The following is a 22161-nucleotide window of genomic DNA, read 5'->3' on the forward strand; positions in this document are numbered from 1 at the left end:
TGATTTAACCGGCTGCCGTCAGCGGCAGCTCTCCGAATTGTGCAAGAATGAGAAGCACCAGCACCACACCGATCAGCGCATCGAACCGGTCCAGAACGCCGCCATGGCCGGGGATCAGCGAGGAGCTGTCCTTGACCGCCGAGCGTCGCTTCAGCCAGCTCTCGAAAATATCACCCAGCTGTCCGGCAAAGGCCAGAAGCGGCGACATCCAGATCAGCGCCGTGCCGCCGCCGATACGGGTGAAGACAAAGCCCAGGATAAGCGCGCCGATCCAGCCGGCCACCGTGCCCGACCAGGTTTTCTTGGGGCTGATCTTGGGCCAGAATTTCGGCCCGCCGACCATGCGGCCCACGAAATAGCCCAGCACATCCGACACCACGACCACACAAATAATCCATGTGATCGCGCCCACGCCCTGCCCCTCGCGCAGCGCCACAAGTCCGTAGCCCGTCAGCATGATCGCCAAAGCATAGAGGGTGAAGAAGCGCCGGTCGCGGCGCGGACGCCAGAGACCGGCGATGGGCGGCAGGATCAGAAGCGGCAGATAGAAGGGCGAATGCATGATCAGGATCAGCGAGAGCGTGCCCGCCGCAATGAGCCCCAGCAGGATCGCCCGCGTGGAGCGGTCGGGCGCGGTCATCGCCGACAGCTCCCAGATCATCAACCCCGTCACAATACAGGCCAGCGCCTTGAAGGCGAGCCCGCCCCATCCGATCGCCACGGCACCGATCACCGCCATTACAATGGCCGATGCGACCCGCTTGCGCAGGTCTCCCCAGCGTCCGGTTGCTGCTGTCATGTTTTCACTCCGCCAAACCGCCGCTCACGATTGCCGAACCGTGCCAGAATATCTTCCAGCTCGTCAGGGCTGAAATCAGGCCAGAGGGTTTGGGTAAATTCGTATTCCGCATAGGCGGCCTGCCATGGCAGGAAGTTCGAGGTCCGTGTCTCGCCCGAAGTGCGGATCACCAGATCCGGATCAGGGAGCCCTGCGGTATCGAGCCGCGCCTCGAGCGCCGCCTCTGCCTCCGCATTCAGCTCTTCCTCGGTGATAAGACCGGCGGCAAAATCGCGCGCCATCTGGGCCGCGGCACGACCCAGCTCGTGACGGCCACCATAATTGATGGCCACGGTCATCGTCAGCCGCTCGTTATGCTTGGTGCGCTCCTCGATACTCGCCATCAACTTGGCCAGCTTGCCATCAAGCCGCCCGCGCGCGCCGATAAAGCGCATCCGCACACCGAGCGCGGACAGGCTGTCAGCCTCTTTCTCGATATAGCGCGAGAAAATGGCCATCAGCCCCAGAACCTCTTCGGTCGAGCGTTTCCAGTTCTCGGTCGAGAACGCATAGACGGTCAGGTAGCGCACGCCGAGCGTCGGGCAGATCTTGGTGATTTCCTTGATCCGCTCCGCGCCTCTGCGGTGACCGGCCAGACGCGGCCAGCCACGGTTCTTGGCCCAACGCCCGTTCCCGTCCATGATGATGGCGATATGGCGCACACCATAATCGACATCGCCTTCCTGCACCGGATCGGACGGCTTGGACCCCAAGAGAGCCTTGCCCTGTTTTCGCCTGTTCAGCGCCATTTGGGCCGCCTTTCGCACGGCACTCTCGTCGAGTGCTTAGACTTGCATAATCTCGGCTTGCTTGGTCTCAAGCGCCTTGTCGACCATGGCGGTGTATTTGTTGGTGAGATCCTGAACCTCGCCTTCCCAGAGCTTCACATCGTCTTCCGACATGCCATTGCTCTTGGCTTTCTTGATCTGGTCCATACCATCGCGGCGCACGTTACGCACGGCCACACGCGCGGATTCGGCGTAGGAGGCGGCAACCTTGGTCAGCTCGCGGCGGCGTTCCTCGTTCAGCTCGGGGATCGGCAGCATGATGATGGTGCCGTTGAGCTGCGGGTTGATCCCCAGACCGGACTCGCGGATGGCCTTCTCGACCTTGCCGACCATGCCCTTGTCCCACACATTGATGGTGACCATACGCGGCTCGGGCACGTTGACGGTGCCCAGCTGGTTGATCGGCGTTGCCTGACCATAGGCATCCACCGTGATCGGATCGAGCATGGAACCTGCCGCACGGCCGGTGCGCAGCGAGGCAAATTCGGTTTTCAGCGCACCCATTGCGCCTTCCATGCGGCGCTCCAGATCATCGGTGTCGATTTCGAAATCGTCAGACATGTCGTCTCCGTCTGCTTCTTTATCTTGCTTGAACAGTGTCTAGCGCGCAAAGCGCCGCTTGTATAGGCCAAGCGGCCCGTCGCTTTTCAAGACTGATGTCTCAGCCCTGAACGCGCGTATAGGTGCCCTGACCTGCCAGAATTCCTTTGAACCCGCCCGGTTCGTCGAGCGGGAAGACGATGATCGGCAGGTTATTGTCGCGTGCAAGCGCGATGGCCGAGGCATCCATCACCTTGAGGTTCTTCTGCAGCACCTCGTCATAAGTCACATGATCATAGCGCTTGGCATCATCGAATTTCTTCGGATCCTTGTCATAGACCCCGTCGACGCCGTTCTTGCCCATGAAGATCGCTTCGCAATTCATCTCGTTGGCGCGCAGGGTCGCGGCCGTATCGGTGGTGAAATACGGGTTGCCGGTGCCTGCCGCAAAGATACAGATGCGCTTCTTCTCGAGATGGCGAACGGCACGACGGCGGATATAGGGCTCGCAGACCTCGTCCATCGGGATGGCGGAAATCACGCGGGTATGGATGCCGAGCGCCTCGAGCTGTGCCTGCATGCCGAGCGCGTTCATCACGGTAGCGAGCATGCCCATATAGTCGGCCGTGGTCCGTTCCATGCCCTGCGCGCTGCCGGCCAGACCGCGGAAGATGTTGCCGCCACCGATTACCATGCAGATCTCGACGCCCAGATCATGGACGGATTTCACTTCGCTGGCGATGCGGGCAACGGTTGGCGGGTGCAGGCCGTAGCCCTGGTCGCCCATCAGGGCCTCACCCGAGATTTTCAAGAGGACACGTTTATACTTCGCTGCCGGGTGTTGGTCCGCAGACATCTCGGGTTCCTCATTTGTCAGTTGTCATCGGTGCGCAAAATGTCGCAAATGCGCGTCGGGTTCAACTCGGGAAATGATCTTTCGGCGATATTTGGTCGATGGGGTTGGCGAAGCTAGAGACGGAAGGCAGCAGATGCGCGATATCCTGGAAAATCTCGACCCATCGCGGCCCGTCGTGATCGGCGGCGCGACGGCGAGCGGCAAATCGGCGCTTGCGCTCCAGATCGCGCAGGCGCAGGGCGGAGTGGTGGTCAATGCGGATGCTCTCCAGATCTGGGACTGCTGGCGGGTACTGTCCGCGCGCCCCTCGCCCGAGGAAGAGGCACAGGCCCCGCATCTGCTTTACGGCCATAAACACTGTGGCGAGAGCTATTCGGTAGGCCACTGGTTGCGCGAGGTCGGGGATATTCTGGCCGCCCATCAGGCGGGCGGGCCGCGTCCGATCATCGTGGGCGGCACGGGGCTCTATCTGAGTGCGCTGACCGAGGGGCTGGCCGAGATTCCTCCCACGCCCGAGGCGATCCGAGCCGAGGCCAACCGGCGGCGCGAGACCGAGGGACATGCCGCGCTCCTTGCCGAACTGGATGCCGCCAGCGCCGCGCGCGTGGACAGGTTGAACCCCGTGCGGGTGCAGCGCGCATGGGAGGTGCTACGGGCCACGGGGCGCGGGCTGGCCGCATGGCAGGACGAGACGCCACCGGCCCTTCTGCCGCGCGATCAGGCAAGTTGTTTCGTGATCGATGCCGAGCGCGACTGGCTGGCCGAGCGGATCGACCGCCGCTTCGATCTAATGCTGGAACAGGGCGCGCTCGAGGAAACGCGGGCGGTGCTACCTGTCTGGGACCGTGACGCGCTCTGGGCAAAGGCGATCGGTGCGCCGGAACTGGTCGACTATCTGCTGAGTCGCGCCACTCTGGCGGAAGCGCGCGCGCGCGCACAGGCGGCCTCGCGCCAATATGCCAAACGGCAGCGCACATGGTTTCGTGCCCGCATGAAGGACTGGCACAAGATAGAGCGGCCCTGAACCCGCGCTCGCTGCATTCGCAAAAAACACTTGGTCAAAGCCCGCACCCGCCTTACGCTCCGGCATGTGGGGTATATCCGAGTGCTCGGAGTTTTCGAATGGCCGTCTTTTCCTCTAAGTTGTTGCTGACTTCCGCACCGTTTTCCCAACGAGGTGCCCCCGACACCCTGCCCCCACAGACAGGCCCTGCCCATCGGCTGGACACGATCCAGCATCTGGCCCAGGGCGGGCGCTGGCGGATGGAGGCGATGCGGGCCCTGTCCGAGCCCTGTCTCTACTGGATCACCCGCGGTCAGGGCCGCGTCACGGTGGGCGGCGTGCAACGGGGTTACGGGGTCCATAATGCGATCTTCCTGCCAGCAGGCGTGATGCACGGCCTCGAACTCGGGGCCAACACCCAAGGGCTCGTGCTGTTCTTCGGGCGCGATCATGACCCGACCCTGCCGGCCAATCCGCAGCATCTGCGGGTCAGGGAGGCCACCGCGCAAAGCGAGCTGACCGCTCTTCTTGAGGCACTCAACCGCGAGAGCAGCCAACCAAGGATCGGCTCGGACAGGGCGGCGGAGTTCCAGATGGGGCTGATCTCGGTCTGGCTGGAACGCCAAATAGCCGTTGCACCGCAAGACAGCCTGCCCCCCAAAAACGCGCGCAAGCTGGTGAACCGCTTCACCGCGCTGGTGGAACGTGATTTCCGCTCGAGCCAAACCGTTTCGGATTATGCCCGCCAATTGCGGGTCACGCCCACCCATCTGTCGCGTGTCTGCCGGGATGCCTGCGGGCGGCCAGCCTCCGATCTGCTGCAGGAACGCCGCCTCTACGAGGCACGAAGGCTATTGCTGGATACCCAGATGCCGATCAAGGAGATTGCCGCGCGGCTCGGCTTTCGCAGCCAGACCTACTTCTCGCGCAACTTTCTCGCGCAGACCGGCTCGACCCCCAGTAAATTCCGCCAATCGGGTCATTGAGGCTGGGCACCCGTCCTTGGGTAAACGACACGGCTGCAGTTTGAAAAGCTCGGGGAGAGTTCATCACATAGGAGCCTGTCCCGACCCTTCGCAGGCGGAGACCATATGCGCCCATGGCCTTTGGTGCAGGATCAGGATCCACTCTTGCGGGAATGCCGCTCAGTAACCGTTGGCAGCCCTGATACAATCCAGCTCGGCGGTGATACGGCTACGCATCGGTCGGACCTGTGCATCGGTCTGTAGAATACGGGACTTATGTGTATCGATAAATTTCATCGCGCGACCATGATCACTCACCGATTGCGGCACATAATCACAGCAGGATGTTTCCAAACCAGTTCTCGCCCGGGCCAGCACATCTGACCCCAAACCCGGCGCAACAATACGGGACTGGTACATTCACTTCCTCCCATCTGCATAGGCAGCTTCCTACCGCCCATGCTTACGAGATTACATGAAAGAGTTAACAGTAATTTAACAAAATACACCCCAGTCCTGATTTATAACAGGGCACTTCCCGCCAAGCGTGCAATTTGGGCAGGAACTGCCTAGCTCTCGGGCAGGTCGCAAATCTCCGAGCGTGTCAGGAAGCGCAAAGGCCGCCCGTTATCGAGCGAGAACTGGCCGCCCCCCAGCCCCGGGATCGCGTCGATGGTGATGTCGGTATGTTTCCAGACCTCATACTGCGCGCCCGAGATATAGACAGGCATGCCGCCGATCTCGCCGAGTTTCACGTCATTCTCGCCGATCCGGAACTCGCCCTGCGGATAGCACATGGGCGCCGAGCCATCACAGCACCCGCCCGATTGATGGAACAGAACCGGCCCGTGATCGGCCACGATCTCTTCGAGAAATGCCAGTGCCACCTCGGTGGCTGTAACCTTTGTCATCGCTTCCTCCTCTCATGCCCCCTGACGAAAATCGCCCGCCCCTCGCGGGTCGGGCGATCCCCACTCGTTACATCCTAACTCGTTAGAAGAAGCCCAACTTGTTGGGGTTATAGCTGACCAGCATGTTCTTGGTCTGCTGGTAGTGATCGAGCATCATCTTATGGGTCTCGCGCCCGATACCCGATTGCTTATAGCCCCCGAAGGCCGCATGGGCCGGATAGGCATGATAGTTATTGACCCAGACACGGCCGGCCTGAATTTTGCGACCGAAGCGGTAGCAGGTATTGGCATCGCGCGACCACACGCCCGCACCGAGCCCGTAGAGCGTGTCATTGGCGATCTCGAGCGCATCATCGGCATCCTTGAAGGTCGTCACCGACACAACCGGCCCGAAGATCTCCTCCTGGAAGACCCGCATCTTGTTATGGCCGCGCAGGATGGTGGGCTGGATGTAGTAGCCGTTTGCCAGCTCGCCCGACATCTGTGCCGCCCCGCCGCCGGTCAGCACCTCGGCGCCCTCCTTGCGGCCGATCTCCATATAGGACAGGATCTTCTCTTTCTGCTCGGCCGAGGCCTGTGCCCCGATCATGGTGGCGGCATCGCGCGGGTCGCCCTGAATGATGGCCTGCGTGCGCTTGATGGCACGTTCCATGAACTCCTCGTAGATATCCTCCTGGATGAGCGCCCGCGAGGGGCAGGTGCAGACTTCACCCTGATTGAGTGCGAACAGCACGAAGCCCTCGATCGCCTTGTCGAAGAAAGCATCATCCTCGCGGCAGACATCGGAGAAGAAGATATTGGGCGACTTGCCCCCCAGTTCCAGCGTGACCGGAATCAGGTTTTCCGAGGCATATTGCATGATCAGCCGGCCCGTCGAGGTCTCGCCGGTGAAGGCGATTTTCGAGATGCGCTTGCTCGATGCCAGCGGCTTGCCCGCCTCAAGCCCGAAGCCGTTCACGATATTCAGCACGCCGGGCGGCAGGATATCGGCGATCAGTTCGGCAAAGACCATGATCGTGGCGGGCGTCTGCTCGGCGGGTTTCAGGACGATGCAATTGCCTGCCGCCAGCGCCGGCGCCATCTTCCATGCCGCCATCAGAAGCGGGAAGTTCCACGGGATGATCTGGCCCACAACACCCAACGGCTCGTGGAAGTGATAGGCGACCGTATCGGCATCGATCTCCGACATGGTGCCCTCCTGCGAGCGCAGCACACCGGCGAAATAGCGGAAATGGTCGATGGCGAGCGGCACATCGGCCGCACGGGTCTCGCGGATCGGCTTGCCGTTATCCCAGCATTCCGCCGTCGCCAGCAACTCGAGGTTCTCTTCCATGCGGTCGGCGATCGCCAGAAGCACCTGTGCGCGCTGTGCGGGCGAGGTTTTGTGGCCCCAGCTCTCTTTTGCGGCATGAGCGGCATCGAGCGCATCATTGACATCGGAGGCATCCGAGCGGGCGATCTCGCCAATCACGCCACCGGTTAGCGGGGTGATATTATCGAAATAGCGGCCCGCATTGGGGGCCTTGAAGGTGCCACCGATGAAGTTGTCATAGCGGCTGCGGAACGGCGAGACCATCACGCCCTTGAAGTCTGCTGTTAGATCATTGGCCATTGTCTTTCTCCTCCCAAAGAAATCCGGTCGGCCCGTTTGGTGGTCGACCATCCTGCCCCCACTCTAACACATATTCCTCTACCGCATAGGTGCCATGCGTCTGGCGACGAGGTGAACTGTCTCAGCACCGAGACAGTTCACCGCCAGAAAGTCTGCCCTCAGACCTCCAGCCCCAAGGCCTTGGCCTTGCGATAGAAGGTCGCCCGTCCGATCCCGAGTGCACGGGCGGCAGCTGTCACATTGCCTCCTGTCCGCGCAAGGGCCCGCGCCATCTCGGCGCGCTGCGCATCGGCCAGCCCCTGACGGGGTGCGCCATCCAGAAGGTCCGAGGCGGGCAGCGACCCCATTTGGGCCTCCTCCAGATCGAGCCGCCTGCGCGCCGCACGATTGGCCCCGATCACCAGATCGTCGCGGTCGAGCGCCAGAAGCGCGATCTCCTGCGCACCGGTGCCCTCCTCGGCCAGCGACACGATCCGCGCGCCCTCATAGGCCTGCCGGAACAGCGAGGCCTCGATCCGGCGCGCGGTTTCCTGCACGCTCGAGGCCAAGAGCCGCGCATAGGCCGCATCGAGCGTGTGGCGGGCGGAACTGACATCAATCACTCCCGCCAGAGCGCCCGATGCCCCGAAGATCGGCGCACCGCTACAGCACAGCGCCGTATTGCTCTCGCGGAAATGGTCGTCGCGCCAGATGGTCACGGGGCGTTCCTCGGCGGCACAGGTGCCGATACCGTTGGTGCCCTCGGCCTGTTCCGACCAGTCGGTGCCCGCCACCAGATTGCAGGACTGGAACCCGCCCATATCGGCGGCGCGGATGCGTTCGGCCAGCACCACGCCGCGCGCATCCGACAGGAATACGCTGCACCCTGCATCGGCCACATTGGCGGCAAGCCGGTCCAGATGTGCCTCGGCCAGCCGGATCATCGGCCCCGCCTCTTCCTGCAGAAGCCGCAATTCGCGCGCGCTCAGCCGTTCGCCTCCGGGTCGGACCGAGGGATCGAGTTTGTAATGGATGAAAGACCGTCGCCAACTTGCGGCCACGCCCGGACGGCTGGCGGCGGAGCTGGATGCGATCACCGACTGGATGCGCTCGCTATGGCGCTCCCCGGCATGATGTCTGTCGATACGCAAAATGAAAAGCCTCCCCTCTCTTCCTTGCTGGCACCAAGGATAGGACGGAAGCGCTTTTCATTGCAAACATTGTCTCAACACGGATCGCGCGGAAGGACCGGTGATCCGCGCCTGCCGATCACTCCTCGTCGTCGTCGGCCTCGCCCTCGTGGCGCTTACCACGGAAGCCTTGGGCCACCACGAATTTCTCGGAACTGTCGGAACGCGACGCCGGAGGTTTCACATTGGCGACTTTGGTGAAGTTCTTCTTGAGGATGGTGAGAAGCTCGTTCTCGGCCCCGCCCGCCAGAACCTTGGCCACGAAAGTGCCGCCCTCCTCGAGCACATCGAAGGCGAAATAGGCCGCGGCCTCGCACAGCGTGATGATGCGCAGGTGGTCGGTGTTCTGATGGCCCGAGGAGGCCGCCGCCATATCCGACATCACCACATGCGCAGTGCCGCCCAGCCATTCCTTTACCTTGTCATCGGCACCCTCTTCGAGGAAGTCCAGCTGGTGCAGCTCGGCGCCCGCGATGGCATCGATCTCCTGCAGGTCCACCCCCAGCACGGTGCCCACCTTCTTGCCCGATTTCTCGCCAAGCGCGTTCACGCGTTTGACGGCCACCTGACACCAGCCGCCCGGCGCACAGCCCAGATCGACGACCCGCGCGCCCGGCACGAGGAAGCGGTATTTGTCGTCCAGCTCGAGGATCTTGTAGGCCGCGCGCCCGCGATAGCCTTCCTTGCGCGCCCGCACGACATAGGGGTCGTTGAGCTGGCGTTCCAGCCAGAGCGTGGAGCTCAACTTGCGGCCCTTCGCGGTCTTGACCCGCACCCGCAGGTCCCGCTGGCCGCGACCCGAGGTATTCTTGCCCGTAGGTGTCTTGACCATGTCTTACTCCAGTTCTTCAAGGACGCCATCGGCGGCCATCTGTGCATATAATAGGCCCTCGCGCAGGCCACGATCGGCCACGGAAAGCTGGTTGGTGGGCCAGACCCGCATCAGCGCCTGCAAGATCGCAGCCCCCGACATGATCAGCGAATGACGGTCGCGCCCGATCCGCGGGTCGAGCCTGCGGCCGTCCGGTCCGAGTTTCAGGAAGGATCGGATTACCCCGTCGATCTCGGTGGTGTTCATCATCAGCCCGTCAACCCGATTGCGGTCATAGCGACGCAGGCCGAGATGGCAAGCCGCAACCGTGGTTACCGTCCCCGAAGTGCCGATAATCTGGAACCCTTCCTGCGGGCTGCCCGAGGCATAGGGGGTGAAATCGGCCAGTTTCTCCTCGAAAAACCAGCTCATCAGTGCAAAGCGGGCGGCATCATCCTCGACATCGCCATACTGGTCCTTGAGCGTGGCGACGCCCAGCGGCACCGAGATCCAGTCAACGACCCGCGCCGCCGGTCCGGGGAGGTTACTCTGGTCGAACCCCTGTGCCAGTCGCATGATCGCGCGGGCGCGGTCACCGGGCGGCACATCCTCGAGATCGATCCAGACCAGCTCCGTGGACCCACCGCCGATATCGACCACCAGCACCTGCTCGGTATTGGGGCGCACCAGCGAGCCGCAGGAGATCACCGCAAGGCGCGCCTCCTCTTCCGCCGGAATAATCTCCAGCGGCAATCCGGTCTCGCGCCGGACATAGCGGATGAAATCGCGCGCGTTCCTGGCCCGCCTGCAGGCCTCGGTGGCGACGAGCCGCATCCGCTTCACATGATGTTTGTCGATCTTGCGTCGGCATATCTGCAATGCCTGCACGGTTCGCGCCATGGCAGACCGGGACAACCGGCCGGAGGCTTCGAGCCCCTGACCGAGTTGGACAGCCTTCGAGAAGCTGTCCACCACATGGAACTGAGAGCCCTTCGGACGGGCGATCAGCATGCGGCAGCTATTAGTGCCCAGATCCAGCGCAGCATAAAGCTCGCCGGAATCGGCACTGGGGCGCACGGGGTGCTCTACCGATAGTGTCGGGAACGCGCCCGCAGCCCTGGGACGCTTGGGCGCCATGATTACGCCCTCCGATTTCAAGTTATCTCTAACCTAAACTTTGCACTATGAAGGTGCAAGGGATCGCGGGCGATTTCGCGCAACTCGGGGAGCGGTGCTGCGGCAGGCACGCTCACGCAGGTTTTGACCGAACACGCTTGACCTGTTCACGCGCCTCGGGCAGGTGCGCAGCGACCCGAAACAGAACCGCCGGAAAAGGAGTATTGCATGAGCGAGTCTATCTATAGCCATCTGACCCAGCTGGGGGGCGAGACACAGCTGCCGACCTCCCCCGATCAGGCGGTGCTGGAGCGCGTGCCCAATCCGCATAAGGGCACCGGATATACGGTGCGCTTCGTGGCGCCCGAATTCACCTCGCTCTGCCCGATGACCGGACAGCCCGATTTCGCACATCTGGTGATCGACTATGTGCCTCGCGACTGGCTGGTGGAATCGAAATCGTTGAAACTCTTCCTCGGTTCGTTCCGCAATCACGGCGATTTCCACGAGGCCTGCACCGTGGGCATCGGCAAACGTCTGGCCGAGACGCTGGATCCCGAATGGCTGCGCATCGGCGGCTACTGGTATCCGCGCGGCGGCATCCCGATCGACGTCTTCTTCCAGACAGGCCCGCAGCCCGAAGGCATCTGGATCCCCGATCAGGGTGTTCCGCCCTATCGCGGTCGCGGCTGAGCAAGATATCGCAAGCTAGAAACCATGGCGCGCCCTGATCGGGGTGCGCCATTTGCGTTCTGCCCATGTGCCTTCGGATACTAGAATTCAACAGTTTGCCAAGTTGACTAAACCTTGAATTGAAAATCGGGTCTAAATTATCGACTTATGATAAGCATATTTACAATACCGTAACCTAGCTGATCGACACTCTCCCTATGTCAAGCGCCTGACGGTGGCATTCACCCCACACCCCCGCCATCAGCGCGCAACCATCACCGCCCGGAACCTGTGGCAGCGGGTCCCGGGCGGGGATGCCAACCAGTGATTCTGCCCTCTCCTGAGAACAGGAGAGGAACATGAGAGCCTGCTTATGATGAATTAAGGATATTAATCGCCGCACTGCCGAAAAAGACTGCGGCAGATACAAACAAATTATATGAAATTTAAGAAACAAACCGTTGATTTGCCCAAATTTCGCCCCTCGAAACGAGGGAAATGTGGCAGCAATCTGGCAGCTTTCCCGCAAAACCCCGCGCCCATCGGAGATCGTGTTCAAACCACGGCAAAACCGAGATAAATGCGGCAGGTTTACTTCCAATTTGCCTTAATATTTATGCAATCGTAAACGAAACGTTTACGCAGAAAGATGCACGTTTTAGCGTGTAGTGGGGTAAAACAACGGGGGAACGCACTGCCATGCGGTTCCAATATCTGCGTAAAGCAGTCGAGCACGAGGGGTCGTGTTCACTGCACTCAAAAACTGTGCCTTATGGCACGAGAACCAAACGCGTTTTTGCAGGATTGACTGCGGGAACCGCCTTCGCGCTTCTGGCCGGTTGTACGGTCGAGCCGGCAAAGGTCAAGCCGTCGGTACGCGCCTCCAGCGCGGCCTTTGCGGCATCACATGACGATATATCGTCGAAAGTGATCCAGCGGGCACCTACAACCGGTATGGCGGGTAACAGCCAGCTGGCAACCGATTTTCTGGAGCTTGGCTTCCAGCTGGAATCGGGTCGCCCACTGGCACAGTTCACGCGCTTCGAGGGACCGATCTCGGTAACGCTCAAGGGCAATGTTCCGCCACGCGCACCGAGCGAATTGGGCACATTGATCTCCCGGTTACAAAGCGAGGCCGGTATTCCGGTGACCGCGAAGCCCGGAAATGCCAACCGGATCAATGTCGAATTTGTTCCGCGCCGCGAGATGAAGGGCCTCGTTCCGGCTGTTGCCTGCTTCGTGACGCCCAATGCGGCCAGCTGGGAAGACTACCGCAAGACACGGCGCACGGCCCTCTCGGACTGGACCCGTGTGACGCAGCGCCGTCAGGCATCGGTCTTCATTCCGGCAGATGTCAGCGCTCAGGAGCTGCATGATTGCCTGAACGAGGAAATTAGTCAGGCTCTCGGACCGCTCAACGATCTCTACCGTATTCCGGATTCAGTCTGGAATGACGATAATTTCGTCTCGACGCTGACCCGCCACGACATGACGATCCTGCGCGCTTGGTATGATCCGGCGCTCCACTCGGGCATGAGCCAGCCAGAGGTCATGTCGGCGCTGCCCTCGGTTCTGTCGCGCATCAATCCGGCCGGTGGCCAGTTCAGCCGCGTGCTGTCCGATCCGACGCCGCGCAGCTACGAGAATGCGGTCAATCGGGCGATGGGTGCAGGTGGGGCGCGGGGCCGTCAGGCCGCGGCCAAACAGGCGATCGAGATTGCCGCAGCTCAGGGCTGGACCGATACGCGCATGGGCTTTGCGTGGTATCTTCTGGGCCGGCTGTCGCCCAACAATCCCGATCAGGCCCTGCAGGCCTATCTACAGGCTTCCGAATATTTCGCCATCACGCCACGCGCCTATATGCAGACCGCCCATACGGATATGCAGCTTGCCGCCTATGCGCTCGGTTCGGGCCGTGCGCAACAGGCCATGCAACTCAGCACCCGTGGCCTGCTAAATGCCAGCCAGTCCGGCAATGGTGAACTCTCGGCCCAGCTGATGACCATCCGCGCCAAGGCGCAGAAGACAGTCGGTTCCAGCCAGATTTTGGCCTTCGCGGACTGAAGGCTATCCTTGCTCCTGACACCGCCGCCATGAAAATGGCGGCGGTGTCATTACGGGTAGCTTTTCGGACCGGATCTGCCAGACTAAGGCACCGGCAGAAGGACCGATCCAGAATGTTCCACCCCTTCCTCGCACAGTTACGTCGCCATCAGGTGCCTGTGTCCCTGCGGGAATACCTGACCTTTCTTGAAGGGTTAACGACGGGGCTATGCCTTTATGATCTGGAGGCATTCTATTTCTTCGCGCGATCCTCCCTGGTCAAGAACGAGGCGCATATAGACCGTTTCGATCAGGCGTTTTCTACAATTTTCCAAGGCGTTGAGGAACTTTCTTTAGAAGATGTCGTAACAGCCCTTGATCTGCCGCAGGACTGGCTGACAAAACTGGCCGAGACCACGCTCACTGATACCGAGAAAGCGGAGATCGCGGGAACGGGCAGTTTCGAGCAGTTGATGGAGACCTTGCGCCAGCGTCTGGAAAAGCAGAAATCCCGCCATCAAGGGGGCAATAAATGGGTGGGCACTGCGGGGCGCTCGCCTTTTGGCGCCTATGGATACAACCCTGAAGGGGTGCGGATCGGGCAGGATAGATCCCGCGAAAAACGGGCTGTAAAAGTCTGGGACCGAAGGGAATTCCGGAATTTCGATGACAGTCTCGAACTGGGGACGCGCAATATCAAGGTCGCGCTGCGCAGGCTCCGGCAATGGGTCCGCGACGGGGCTGAGGCCGAACTTGACCTCGACCACACGATCCGCGCCTCGGCGGATGCGGGCTATATCGATGTGAAAACCCGCCCCGAACGACGCAACGGCGTGAAACTTCTTCTGTTTCTGGATGTCGGCGGATCGATGGATGCGCATGTGGCGATGGTGGACGAACTGTTCTCGGCCCTGAAGACCGAATTTCGTCAGTTCCGGCATTTCTACTTCCATAACTGCCTCTATGAGGAGGTCTGGACCGAAAACCGCCGCCGCTTCACCGACAAGATCCCGACCTGGGACATCCTCAACCAGTATGGTTCCGATTATCGCTGTATCTTTGTAGGCGATGCCGCCATGTCTCCCTATGAGATCGCCATCAAAGGCGGCGCGAACGAACACTGGAACGAGGAAACCGGCGAGGTCTGGCTACGCCGCGCCCGCAGCCAATGGCCGCGCCATATCTGGCTCAACCCCGCGCCCGAGCGCTACTGGGAACATACCCGATCCACTGCCATGATCTCCGATATCTTTGATAACCGTATGTTTCCTCTCACATTGGAGGGAATAACCCGAGCCACGAAGGCCCTCTCATGAAAACCCGTTTGCGCCGCTGCCAACGGATCTGGTGCCGCCATAGGCTTCTGTCGATCGTCTTCCTGCTGGCGGTCGTCCTCACGGCCAATTTCGCATGGCATACGATCGACCGTGCAATCTACTGGGCCGATCCCGACCATCACGAGCGCAGCCCCGAAAGCTGGATGACGCCACGCTATATCGCGCGCTCATGGGATATCCCACAATCACAGGTCGAGGCGCTTTTGCAGCTGTCGGGCACCACATCTCCCCTGCGCAAACAGCGCCTGCGGGATCTGGCGCGTGCCGAGGGGATCCCTGTCGACGAGCTGATCGCCCGCCTGCAATCGGGCTTGGCCAGATCGGCGCAGGATACACGCCCATGACGCAGGAGCTGACCGACGAGCTTCTTTTGCTACTGCCGGTCTGGGGACCGTGGCTGGTGGCACTTGTCACCTTCTGCAGCTGCCTCGCGCTGCCGGTGCCTGCCTCGCTCGTGATGCTGGCCGGTGGCGCCTTCGTGGCCTCGGGCGATCTGCATCTGTGGAGCCTCGCCCCTGCCGCTCTGGGCGGTGCGCTGGCCGGAGACCGCAGCGGCTATGCGATCGGGCGGCTTCTGGCGCGCCGTCTGCCCGAACCGGAGAGCAAGCGCGCCCGCCTGATGGCCAAAGCCATCACCCGTCTCGACCGCAATGGCGGCTGGGCGATCTTCCTGTCTCGCTGGTTGTTCTCGCCCTTGGGGCCCTATGTCAATTTCGCCGCAGGCACCGCGCGTTATCCGCGCCACAGGTTCTGGGTGGCGTCCATTGCCGGTGAGGCGGTCTGGGTGACGCTCTATCTCGGGCTCGGTATGCTCTTCGGCGCCAATCTGTCTGCGGCCGCCGATCTGGCTGGCAGCATGATCGGCACGATTGCCGCGGCCACCGTAGCCGTTTTGCTGGGCCGCTGGCTCTGGCGCTCTGTCCGGCGTAAGGTGGATGAAACCGGCGCGGAGGCCCCCGCGTCCCAACCGATCGGATCACTTCGCGAATGACCCGCCTTCTGGTTCTGCTCCTGCCCGTTATCGTAGCGGTTGTGATGTGGAAATATTCCGCATGGTCGGGGGCGCGTAGCCTCGACCGCAACTCGACGCGCCTGCGTGATCCTGCGCTGCTGGCACTGGTGGACAGGCTGGCCGCTGCGATGGAACTGGCCCATATCCCTGTCCATATCCACGAGACGCCGGTGGTCAACGGGCTGGCCGCGCCCGACGGACGGGTGTTCCTGACGCGCGGATTCCTGCGCCGCTATGAGGCGGGCGAGGTCACGGGCGAGGAGCTGATCTCGGTGGTGGCGCACGAGCTGGGGCATGTAGCGCTCGGTCATTCAAAACGGCGGATGATCGACTTTTCGGGCCAGAACCTGATCCGGATGCTGCTTACGACCGTTCTGGGGCGCCTGATTCCCGTGATCGGGCCGCTAATTGCCAATATGGCGACCAAGGCGCTGGCCGCGCGGCTCAGCCAGCAGGATGAATACGAGGCCGACGAGTTTGCCACAGCCCTTCTGATCAAGGCAGGCTTCAGCGCCGATCCGCAGATCAGCCTTTTCGAGAAACTCGATGCTCTGACCCAGCAGGGCCCACGGATGACACCCGCCTGGCTGCTGACCCATCCCGAGACCCACCGGCGGATCGAGGTGATCCGCACGAATGTGGCGAAATGGACCGGACCACGCCTCTCGAAGCCGTGAAATTTGTTACATTTTCAGGAATCAGGCGGTAGTCTGGGCGTGAGGAAAGCGGACAGGCCCATGGATCACCAAGACACTCCCTTGCGCCCGCTAGGAAAACGGCGGGTCTTTTATATTCCCGGCTATGACCCGTTCCCGCCGCGCCGCTACCGCGAACTGTATCGGCGCGAAAGCACCGCTCAGGCGCGGATCTCGGGCTACGAGATCCACCAGAAAGCCAGTCGCGAGGGGGGCAAATACGGCTGGCAGGTCCACTCGACGCAAGACGGCCATTCTGTCGAGGCGTTGGTCGAGGTGCTGCTATGGTCCGATATTGTGCGCGGCTCGATGGGCTCGTCGATCCTTGCAACCTACATGCAGCTGCTGCGCACTGCCTTTCTCTATATCGGCTCGGGGGCGCTCTTCCGGCTGATGCGGCTACGCAACGGGCCGGTTCTGGCCGCGCTCTATCCGGTAGTGGCTCTTTTGGTGCAGCTCATCGCTGTGATGGCGGCGGCGGGAGCGCTCTATTGGGGGCTTGCCACTCTGGCCCGCATGATCGCGCCCGCCTGGCCGCTGCACGGGCTGGCGCTGGTGCCCGCAATCGGCGTGGTGATTTTCGGGCTACGCTGGTTCCGTGCGCATGATAACCGCTTCTATGCCTATTACCTGATGCATGATTATGCCTTCACGGCACGCTGGAACGGGGCCTACCCGCCTGCCCTCGAGGACCGGATCGAGGTCTTTGCCGACCGCATCGCACAGGCACTGGAGGAGGATTGGGACGAGGTTCTGGTGGTGGGCCATAGTTCGGGCGCGCATGTGGCGATCTCTGTTCTGGCCGCGCTCGACCGGCGCGCTGTGTCGGGCGCAGCCCTCTCGCTCCTGACGCTGGGCCATGTGGTGCCGATGGTCAGTTTCCTGCCCCGTGCGCAGCGGCTCCGGCGCGACCTGCATGATCTCAGCGCCACGAGCCGCCTCACATGGGTCGATGTCACCGCGATGGGCGATGGCTGCACCTTCGCGCTGGTCGATCCCGCAGGGGTGACAGGCGTCGCACCCGAGAAGCAGACCGGACCGCTGGTCTTCTCCGCAGCCTTCTCGCAATCGCTGAGCCCCGAGCGCTGGAAGGCCGACAGACGGCGCTATTTCCAGCTCCATTTCCAGTATCTCTGCGCCTTTGATCGCGTGCAGGATTACGATTACTTCCGCATCACGGCCGGCCCGCTGACGCTGGCGCAACGCTATGGTGCCCGAGCGCATTCCCCAAGCCGCCTATCCGCGCCGGTCAACCGATACCGGTCTATGTCATGAGCCCGCCCAAACCAGCCCCACGTCCCGACCGCGTATCTTTGTGGCGCTATTTCCAGCTCTTCCGGCAGGACATCCTCTCGGCGCAGCCCGCACGGCTTTACCGTGCCAAGATGGCCGAATTCCGCACACCCTTCTTCCGCTCCTATTTCTGCAACACGCCCGAACTGGTGGATCTGGTGCTGCGCCAGCGTCCGCGCGATTTTCCGAAATCGGACCGTATCCGCGAGGGACTGGCCCCTTTGCTGCGCAATTCGGTCTTTGTGACCAATGGCGAGACATGGGCCCGCCAGCGCCGTATCATCGATCCGGCCTTCGAGGGCGGCAAGCTGCATCACAGCTTCCCCGATATGTGGCAGGCAGGGCGTAACTGCGTGAACCGCCTTGCAAAGAACACCTCGGAACTAATTGATATAGAACCAGAAACCTCCCATGTCGCGGCGGATGTGATCTTCCGCACGCTGTTCTCCGTCCCGATCGAGGACAAGACGGCGGCCCGCGTCTTCGAGAGCTTCCGAGCGCATCAGAATTCGGCTCCGGTGGTCAATCTGGCGGCCCTTCTGCCGCTGCCGCGCTGGCTGCCGCGCCCGCATTCGCGCAAGACATTGCAGACCGCCAGAGTGATCCGCCAGCTGATCGAGACCCTCACCCGAAGACGCGCCGAGGCGATCCGTGCAGGCACAGCCCCCGATGATCTGGCCACCAAGATCATGACGATGGAAGACCCGCAGACAGGCACGCGGCTGAGCACCGGCGAGATGGTCGATCAGGTGGCGATCTTCTTTCTGGCGGGGCATGAGACGTCGGCCTCGGCACTGGCCTGGGCGCTCTATCTGCTGGCGACCCATCCCGAGTGGCAGGAACGTGTGGCCATTGAGGCCGCCACCCTGCCCGACACCGGGGCCGCGCCGCCGATGGGAGTGCTCAAACAGCTCAAGATCTCGCGCGCCGTCTTCCGCGAGGCGATGCGGCTCTATCCGCCCGTGCCGATGTTTGTGCGTGAGGCCACCTGCCTCGAGACCTTCCGCGAGCGTGAGGTAAAACCCGGCTCGCAGATTGTCATCTCGCCCTGGCATCTGCACCGGCATGAAGGGCTGTGGGAGAACCCCGACGGGTTCGATCCTGCCCGCTGGGAAACCGAGAATGGCAAAACATGCGCACGTTCTGCCTATATTCCGTTCTCCGCCGGTGCGCGGGTCTGCCCCGGTGCGGGATTTGCCATGGCCGAGGGCGTGCTGATCCTGTCGATGATCTTGCAAAGGTTCCGGCTCGAGGCCCATTGCGACCGCATCCCCGAGCCTGCGGCCCAGCTGACGGTGCGCAGCCGCAACGGCATCTGGCTGACGCTGAGCCCGCGCCAGTAAAAAGCCGCCCCGAGGGGCGGCTCTCCCTTATTCTCCGGCAACACGCTCGGCCTGTCGCGCCCTGCCCGAAGGTTTCCCCTCGACCATGTCCTCAAGGCTCATCCCGCGCGTTTCAGTCACCATCTTCCAGACGATGAAGAAGGAGATCAGTGCAAAACCCGCATAGAGGCTATAAGCCAGATCGAGCCCGATGGCCGAAAGCACGGGGAAAGTCGTGGAGACCACGAAATTCGCAAGCCAGTTGGCTGCACCGCCCACACCCAGCGCCATACCGCGGATCTTGTTGGGGAACATCTCGCCCAACAGCACCCACATGACAGGGCCCCAGCTGGCACCGAAGCCGATGATGAAGACATTGGCCATGACCAGCGCCACAGGCCCCCACGGATCGGGCAGCGACACGGCGCCGTCGGTCACATTGGCGTGGCTGAAGGCCAGCGCCATCACCCCGAGCGACACAGTCATCAGCGCCGAGCCCCATAGAAGCAGCGTCTTGCGGCCCACACGGTCGATCAGCAGGATGGCGATGATGGTGGCCACGATATTCACGATCGAGGAAAAGACCGAGATCATGAAGCTGTCGCTCTCCTGGAAGCCCACCGACTGCCAGAGCGTGGTCGAATAGTAGAAGATAACGTTAATCCCAACGAGCTGCTGGAAGACCGCGATCAGGATACCTACCCAGACAATCGGGCGGAACAGGAAGGCGCCGCCCGTCAGATCGGCAAAGCTCTTGCTATCCTCGCGTTGCAGGGTCTCACGGATCTTGGAGATCTTGCTGTCGAGACGCTCGCGGCGGACACCGACGATGGTTTCCAGAATGCCGCGCGCTTCCTCGGTGCGGTCCTTCTCGACCAGATAGCGCGGGCTTTCCGGCAGGCGCAGCGCCAGCACCCCATAGAGGATCGCAGGGATCAGTTCGGAGAGGAACATCCAGCGCCAAGCTTCCATACCGAACCAGAGCGTGCCCGCGGCACTCCCTGCAACGCGCGCCACCACCGCGCTGACCAGAAGTGCCACGAAGATGCCCGAGACGATGGCCATCTGTTGCATCGTGCCCAACCGGCCCCGCTCGTCCTTGGGCGCCACTTCGGCAATATAGGCAGGCGCGATCACCGAGGCAAAGCCCACGCCGATGCCGCCCACAAAGCGCCACAGGATCAAATCCCATTGCCCGAATGCGATCCCCGATCCAAGCGCCGAGATCGACAGAAGCGCCGAGGCGATCATCATCGTCTTCACGCGCCCGAATTTATCGGAGCAGACCCCCGCATACCACGCGCCCGCCATCGCGCCCAAGAGCGCACAGGACACGGTAAAGCCAATGGCCGCTGCCGAGAGATCGAAGCCATTGCGCACGGCGTCGACTGCGCCATTGATGATCGAGCTGTCATAGCCAAACAGGAAACCGCCAAGCGCTGCGGTGCAGGCAATCATCAATAGCTTACCGGACATTACTCCGTCGTCCGAATTATCGTTCATAATACTCCTCCTCCACCTCAAATACGTGCCCGAGACAGTCACCACGGGCGTTCACGGTGTTTGGAGCATCAATTGATGTGCTAGCTCAAAAGGTCAAGGCGAGTGCCCGGTCAGAGAGGCCTCAAGCGATAAAAACGCTGTCAACACCGCCAGTTATCGGGCGATGTTGTTACATTTTCTTACAAATCCCGCTCCTGCCGGATCAGAGATCGTAGATCGCGCTGAACTTCTCTTCGAGATAATCCAGAAGCGGTGTCTCGTCAGGGGTAAATCCGCAGGCGGTGCGGATCGTCTCGACCGGCTCGCGTAGCCCCCCATGGCGCTGCAGATTCTCGCGCAGCCAGTCGGTTGCCGGCGCGGCATGCCCCTCGGCCAGCGATGTATCGAGATCAGGCACGGACCCGCGGAGCGATTTCATCAGACAGCCCGCATAGAGATTGCCCAGAGCATAGGTCGGGAAATAGCCAAACAGCCCCACCGGCCAATGCACATCCTGCAAGAACCCGTTCGAGGGCTTATCGACAACCAGCCCGAAATCGGCCTTGAAACGGGTGTTCCATGCCTCTTCCAGATCCATGACATCCAGCTTGCCCGAGATCAGGTCCCGCTCGAGATCGAATCGCATCATGATATGCAGATTGTAGTGCAGCTCGTCGGCCTCGGTGCGGATATAGCCGGGCGCCACACGGTTGGCGGTGGCGAAGAACGCGTCTGCATCCGCCACACCGAAATCGCCGAACATCTCGGTCATGCGCTGATAGAGCCAGCCGGTAAAGGCGCGCGAGCGGCCCAGCTGGTTCTCGTAGATCCGGCTCTGGCTCTCGTGGACCCCCATCGACACACCCGCGCCGAGCGGCGTGAAATTATAGGCCTGATCGATGGCCTGTTCGTAGCAGGCATGGCCCGTCTCGTGGATTGTCGAGTAGATATTATTGAACGGGTCGCGCTCGACCACACGGGTGGTAATGCGCACATCATTGCCCGAGCCGGTCGAGAACGGATGCACCGCCAGATCCATCCGGCCTCGCGTCCAGTCATAGCCGAAGGCAGAGGCGCAGATCCGCGAGAGCCGCATCTGCGCCTGTTCGGGGAAGACATGATCGAGGGCGGCAGGCTTGACCGAAGACCCCGCCACCCGCTCGCACAGATCCACCAAACGCGGGCGCATCCGGTCGAACACGCGGCCGATTTCCTTGGCGGAGGTGCCGGGCTCGTAGGCTTCGAGGAGCGCGTCATAGGGGTCACGCCCGTCTGACAGCGCCTGCGCCTCCTCGCGTTTGAGCCGCACGACCTCTTCAAACGTCGGCAGGAAGGCCGAAGGATCCTCTGCCGCGCGCGCATCGGCCCAGATCCCCTGGGAGAGCGAGGTCAGGCGGGCCAGCTCGGAGGCCAGCCGCGCCGGAATACGCATCGCACGGTTATAGTCGCGCGAGGCCATATCCAGCACACGCGCTTCCACCTCGTTGCGGGCCTCGGCGCGGGCCAGCCAGTCGGATATACGCGGATCGGTGCGCCGCGCATGCAAGATCGCCTCCAGGGCCCCCGTCTCTTCCGCGCGGTCATCGGCGGCACCGCGCGGCATCACCGTTTCCTGATCCCAAGACAGCCGCTGGGCGATCTTCTCGAGGGCTGCGGTTTCACGCAGATGCGACAGCAGGTCTTGATAGGCAGTCAT

General features: G+C 61.9%; 22 protein-coding genes. 10 read left to right on the forward strand and 12 right to left on the reverse strand.

The annotated features are described in order from the left end of the window. Positions 1-4: 4 nt before the first annotated feature. The 4 genes from WDB91_RS11245 to pyrH form a co-directional block, all read right to left on the reverse strand. The gene (locus WDB91_RS11245; RefSeq protein WP_339112649.1) at positions 5-799 is read right to left on the reverse strand and encodes a phosphatidate cytidylyltransferase; all 795 of its coding nucleotides are present in this window, start codon (positions 797-799) and stop codon (positions 5-7) included. Then, positions 796-1479: a polyprenyl diphosphate synthase gene (gene uppS, locus WDB91_RS11250; protein WP_339114513.1), complete on the reverse strand. Its 684-nt coding sequence runs from the start codon at positions 1477-1479 to the stop codon at positions 796-798. The genes WDB91_RS11245 and uppS overlap by 4 nt, the downstream gene beginning before the upstream one ends. Positions 1480-1623: 144 nt before the next feature. Continuing rightward, positions 1624-2187, reverse strand: coding sequence for a ribosome recycling factor (gene frr / locus WDB91_RS11255; RefSeq protein WP_339112650.1), 564 nt, complete (start codon positions 2185-2187; stop codon positions 1624-1626). Between the two features lie 100 nt (positions 2188-2287). After that, positions 2288-3022 carry a UMP kinase gene (pyrH, locus tag WDB91_RS11260; protein ID WP_339107381.1) on the reverse strand — a complete coding sequence of 245 codons (735 nt, stop codon included), beginning with the start codon at positions 3020-3022 and terminating at the stop codon, positions 2288-2290. A gap of 133 nt (positions 3023-3155) precedes the next feature. On the opposite strand from pyrH, the gene miaA reads away from it, so the two are divergent. Together miaA and WDB91_RS11270 are read left to right on the forward strand one after the other, a co-directional pair. After that, complete coding sequence (gene miaA / locus WDB91_RS11265) at positions 3156-4046, forward strand: tRNA (adenosine(37)-N6)-dimethylallyltransferase MiaA (RefSeq protein WP_339112651.1); 891 nt, start codon at positions 3156-3158, stop codon at positions 4044-4046. Between the two features lie 98 nt (positions 4047-4144). After that, a complete protein-coding gene (locus tag WDB91_RS11270) occupies positions 4145-5011 on the forward strand; it encodes an AraC family transcriptional regulator (RefSeq protein ID WP_339112652.1) in 867 nt (288 codons plus the stop codon). 159 nt (positions 5012-5170) lie between these two features. On the opposite strand, the gene WDB91_RS11275 is transcribed toward WDB91_RS11270, so the two are convergent. The 6 genes from WDB91_RS11275 to WDB91_RS11300 form a co-directional block, all read right to left on the reverse strand. Continuing rightward, positions 5171-5410, reverse strand: coding sequence for a hypothetical protein (locus WDB91_RS11275; protein ID WP_339112653.1), 240 nt, complete (start codon positions 5408-5410; stop codon positions 5171-5173). A 149-nt stretch (positions 5411-5559) separates the two neighbouring features. Continuing rightward, positions 5560-5901 carry a DUF779 domain-containing protein gene (locus WDB91_RS11280; protein ID WP_339112654.1) on the reverse strand — a complete coding sequence of 114 codons (342 nt, stop codon included), beginning with the start codon at positions 5899-5901 and terminating at the stop codon, positions 5560-5562. An 82-nt stretch (positions 5902-5983) separates the two neighbouring features. Then, a complete protein-coding gene (gene adh, locus WDB91_RS11285; protein WP_339112655.1) occupies positions 5984-7513 on the reverse strand; it encodes an aldehyde dehydrogenase in 1530 nt (509 codons plus the stop codon). A 158-nt stretch (positions 7514-7671) separates the two neighbouring features. Then, positions 7672-8643 (reverse strand): helix-turn-helix domain-containing protein, encoded by a 972-nt coding sequence (locus WDB91_RS11290; RefSeq protein WP_339112656.1) that lies wholly within the window; start codon positions 8641-8643, stop codon positions 7672-7674. A 118-nt stretch (positions 8644-8761) separates the two neighbouring features. Further along, positions 8762-9514 (reverse strand): RlmE family RNA methyltransferase, encoded by a 753-nt coding sequence (locus tag WDB91_RS11295; protein WP_339112657.1) that lies wholly within the window; start codon positions 9512-9514, stop codon positions 8762-8764. Positions 9515-9517: 3 nt separating this feature from the next. Beyond that, entirely contained in the window at positions 9518-10630 is a 1113-nt protein-coding gene (locus WDB91_RS11300; protein ID WP_339112658.1) for a Ppx/GppA phosphatase family protein, read from the reverse strand. Between the two features lie 207 nt (positions 10631-10837). Between WDB91_RS11300 and queF the strand changes: the two genes are divergently transcribed. From queF to WDB91_RS11340, 8 genes are all read left to right on the forward strand, one after another. Continuing rightward, positions 10838-11302, forward strand: coding sequence for a preQ(1) synthase (gene queF / locus WDB91_RS11305; protein ID WP_339112659.1), 465 nt, complete (start codon positions 10838-10840; stop codon positions 11300-11302). Positions 11303-12085: 783 nt separating this feature from the next. After that, the gene (locus WDB91_RS11310; protein WP_339112660.1) at positions 12086-13345 is read left to right on the forward strand and encodes a DUF2927 domain-containing protein; all 1260 of its coding nucleotides are present in this window, start codon (positions 12086-12088) and stop codon (positions 13343-13345) included. 113 nt (positions 13346-13458) lie between these two features. Continuing rightward, positions 13459-14640 (forward strand): VWA domain-containing protein, encoded by a 1182-nt coding sequence (locus WDB91_RS11315; protein ID WP_339112661.1) that lies wholly within the window; start codon positions 13459-13461, stop codon positions 14638-14640. Next, on the forward strand, positions 14637-15005 hold the full coding sequence (locus tag WDB91_RS11320) for a hypothetical protein (RefSeq protein WP_339112662.1): 369 nt from the start codon (positions 14637-14639) through the stop codon (positions 15003-15005). Before WDB91_RS11315 ends, WDB91_RS11320 begins: the two co-directional genes overlap by 4 nt. Next, complete coding sequence (locus WDB91_RS11325) at positions 15002-15652, forward strand: DedA family protein (RefSeq protein WP_339112663.1); 651 nt, start codon at positions 15002-15004, stop codon at positions 15650-15652. The genes WDB91_RS11320 and WDB91_RS11325 overlap by 4 nt, the downstream gene beginning before the upstream one ends. Further along, positions 15649-16350, forward strand: coding sequence for a M48 family metallopeptidase (locus WDB91_RS11330; RefSeq protein WP_339112664.1), 702 nt, complete (start codon positions 15649-15651; stop codon positions 16348-16350). Before WDB91_RS11325 ends, WDB91_RS11330 begins: the two co-directional genes overlap by 4 nt. A 60-nt stretch (positions 16351-16410) precedes the next feature. After that, entirely contained in the window at positions 16411-17643 is a 1233-nt protein-coding gene (locus tag WDB91_RS11335) for a hypothetical protein (RefSeq protein WP_339112665.1), read from the forward strand. Then, positions 17640-19004 (forward strand): cytochrome P450, encoded by a 1365-nt coding sequence (locus WDB91_RS11340; protein ID WP_339112666.1) that lies wholly within the window; start codon positions 17640-17642, stop codon positions 19002-19004. Before WDB91_RS11335 ends, WDB91_RS11340 begins: the two co-directional genes overlap by 4 nt. A 27-nt stretch (positions 19005-19031) precedes the next feature. On the opposite strand, the gene WDB91_RS11345 is transcribed toward WDB91_RS11340, so the two are convergent. Next, positions 19032-20486 (reverse strand): sugar porter family MFS transporter, encoded by a 1455-nt coding sequence (locus WDB91_RS11345; RefSeq protein ID WP_339112667.1) that lies wholly within the window; start codon positions 20484-20486, stop codon positions 19032-19034. Positions 20487-20688: 202 nt separating this feature from the next. Next, a complete protein-coding gene (locus WDB91_RS11350) occupies positions 20689-22161 on the reverse strand; it encodes a carboxypeptidase M32 (RefSeq protein WP_339112668.1) in 1473 nt (490 codons plus the stop codon).

The organism is Thioclava sp. GXIMD2076 (assembly GCF_037949795.1).
GTDB lineage: Bacteria > Pseudomonadota > Alphaproteobacteria > Rhodobacterales > Rhodobacteraceae > Thioclava > Thioclava kandeliae.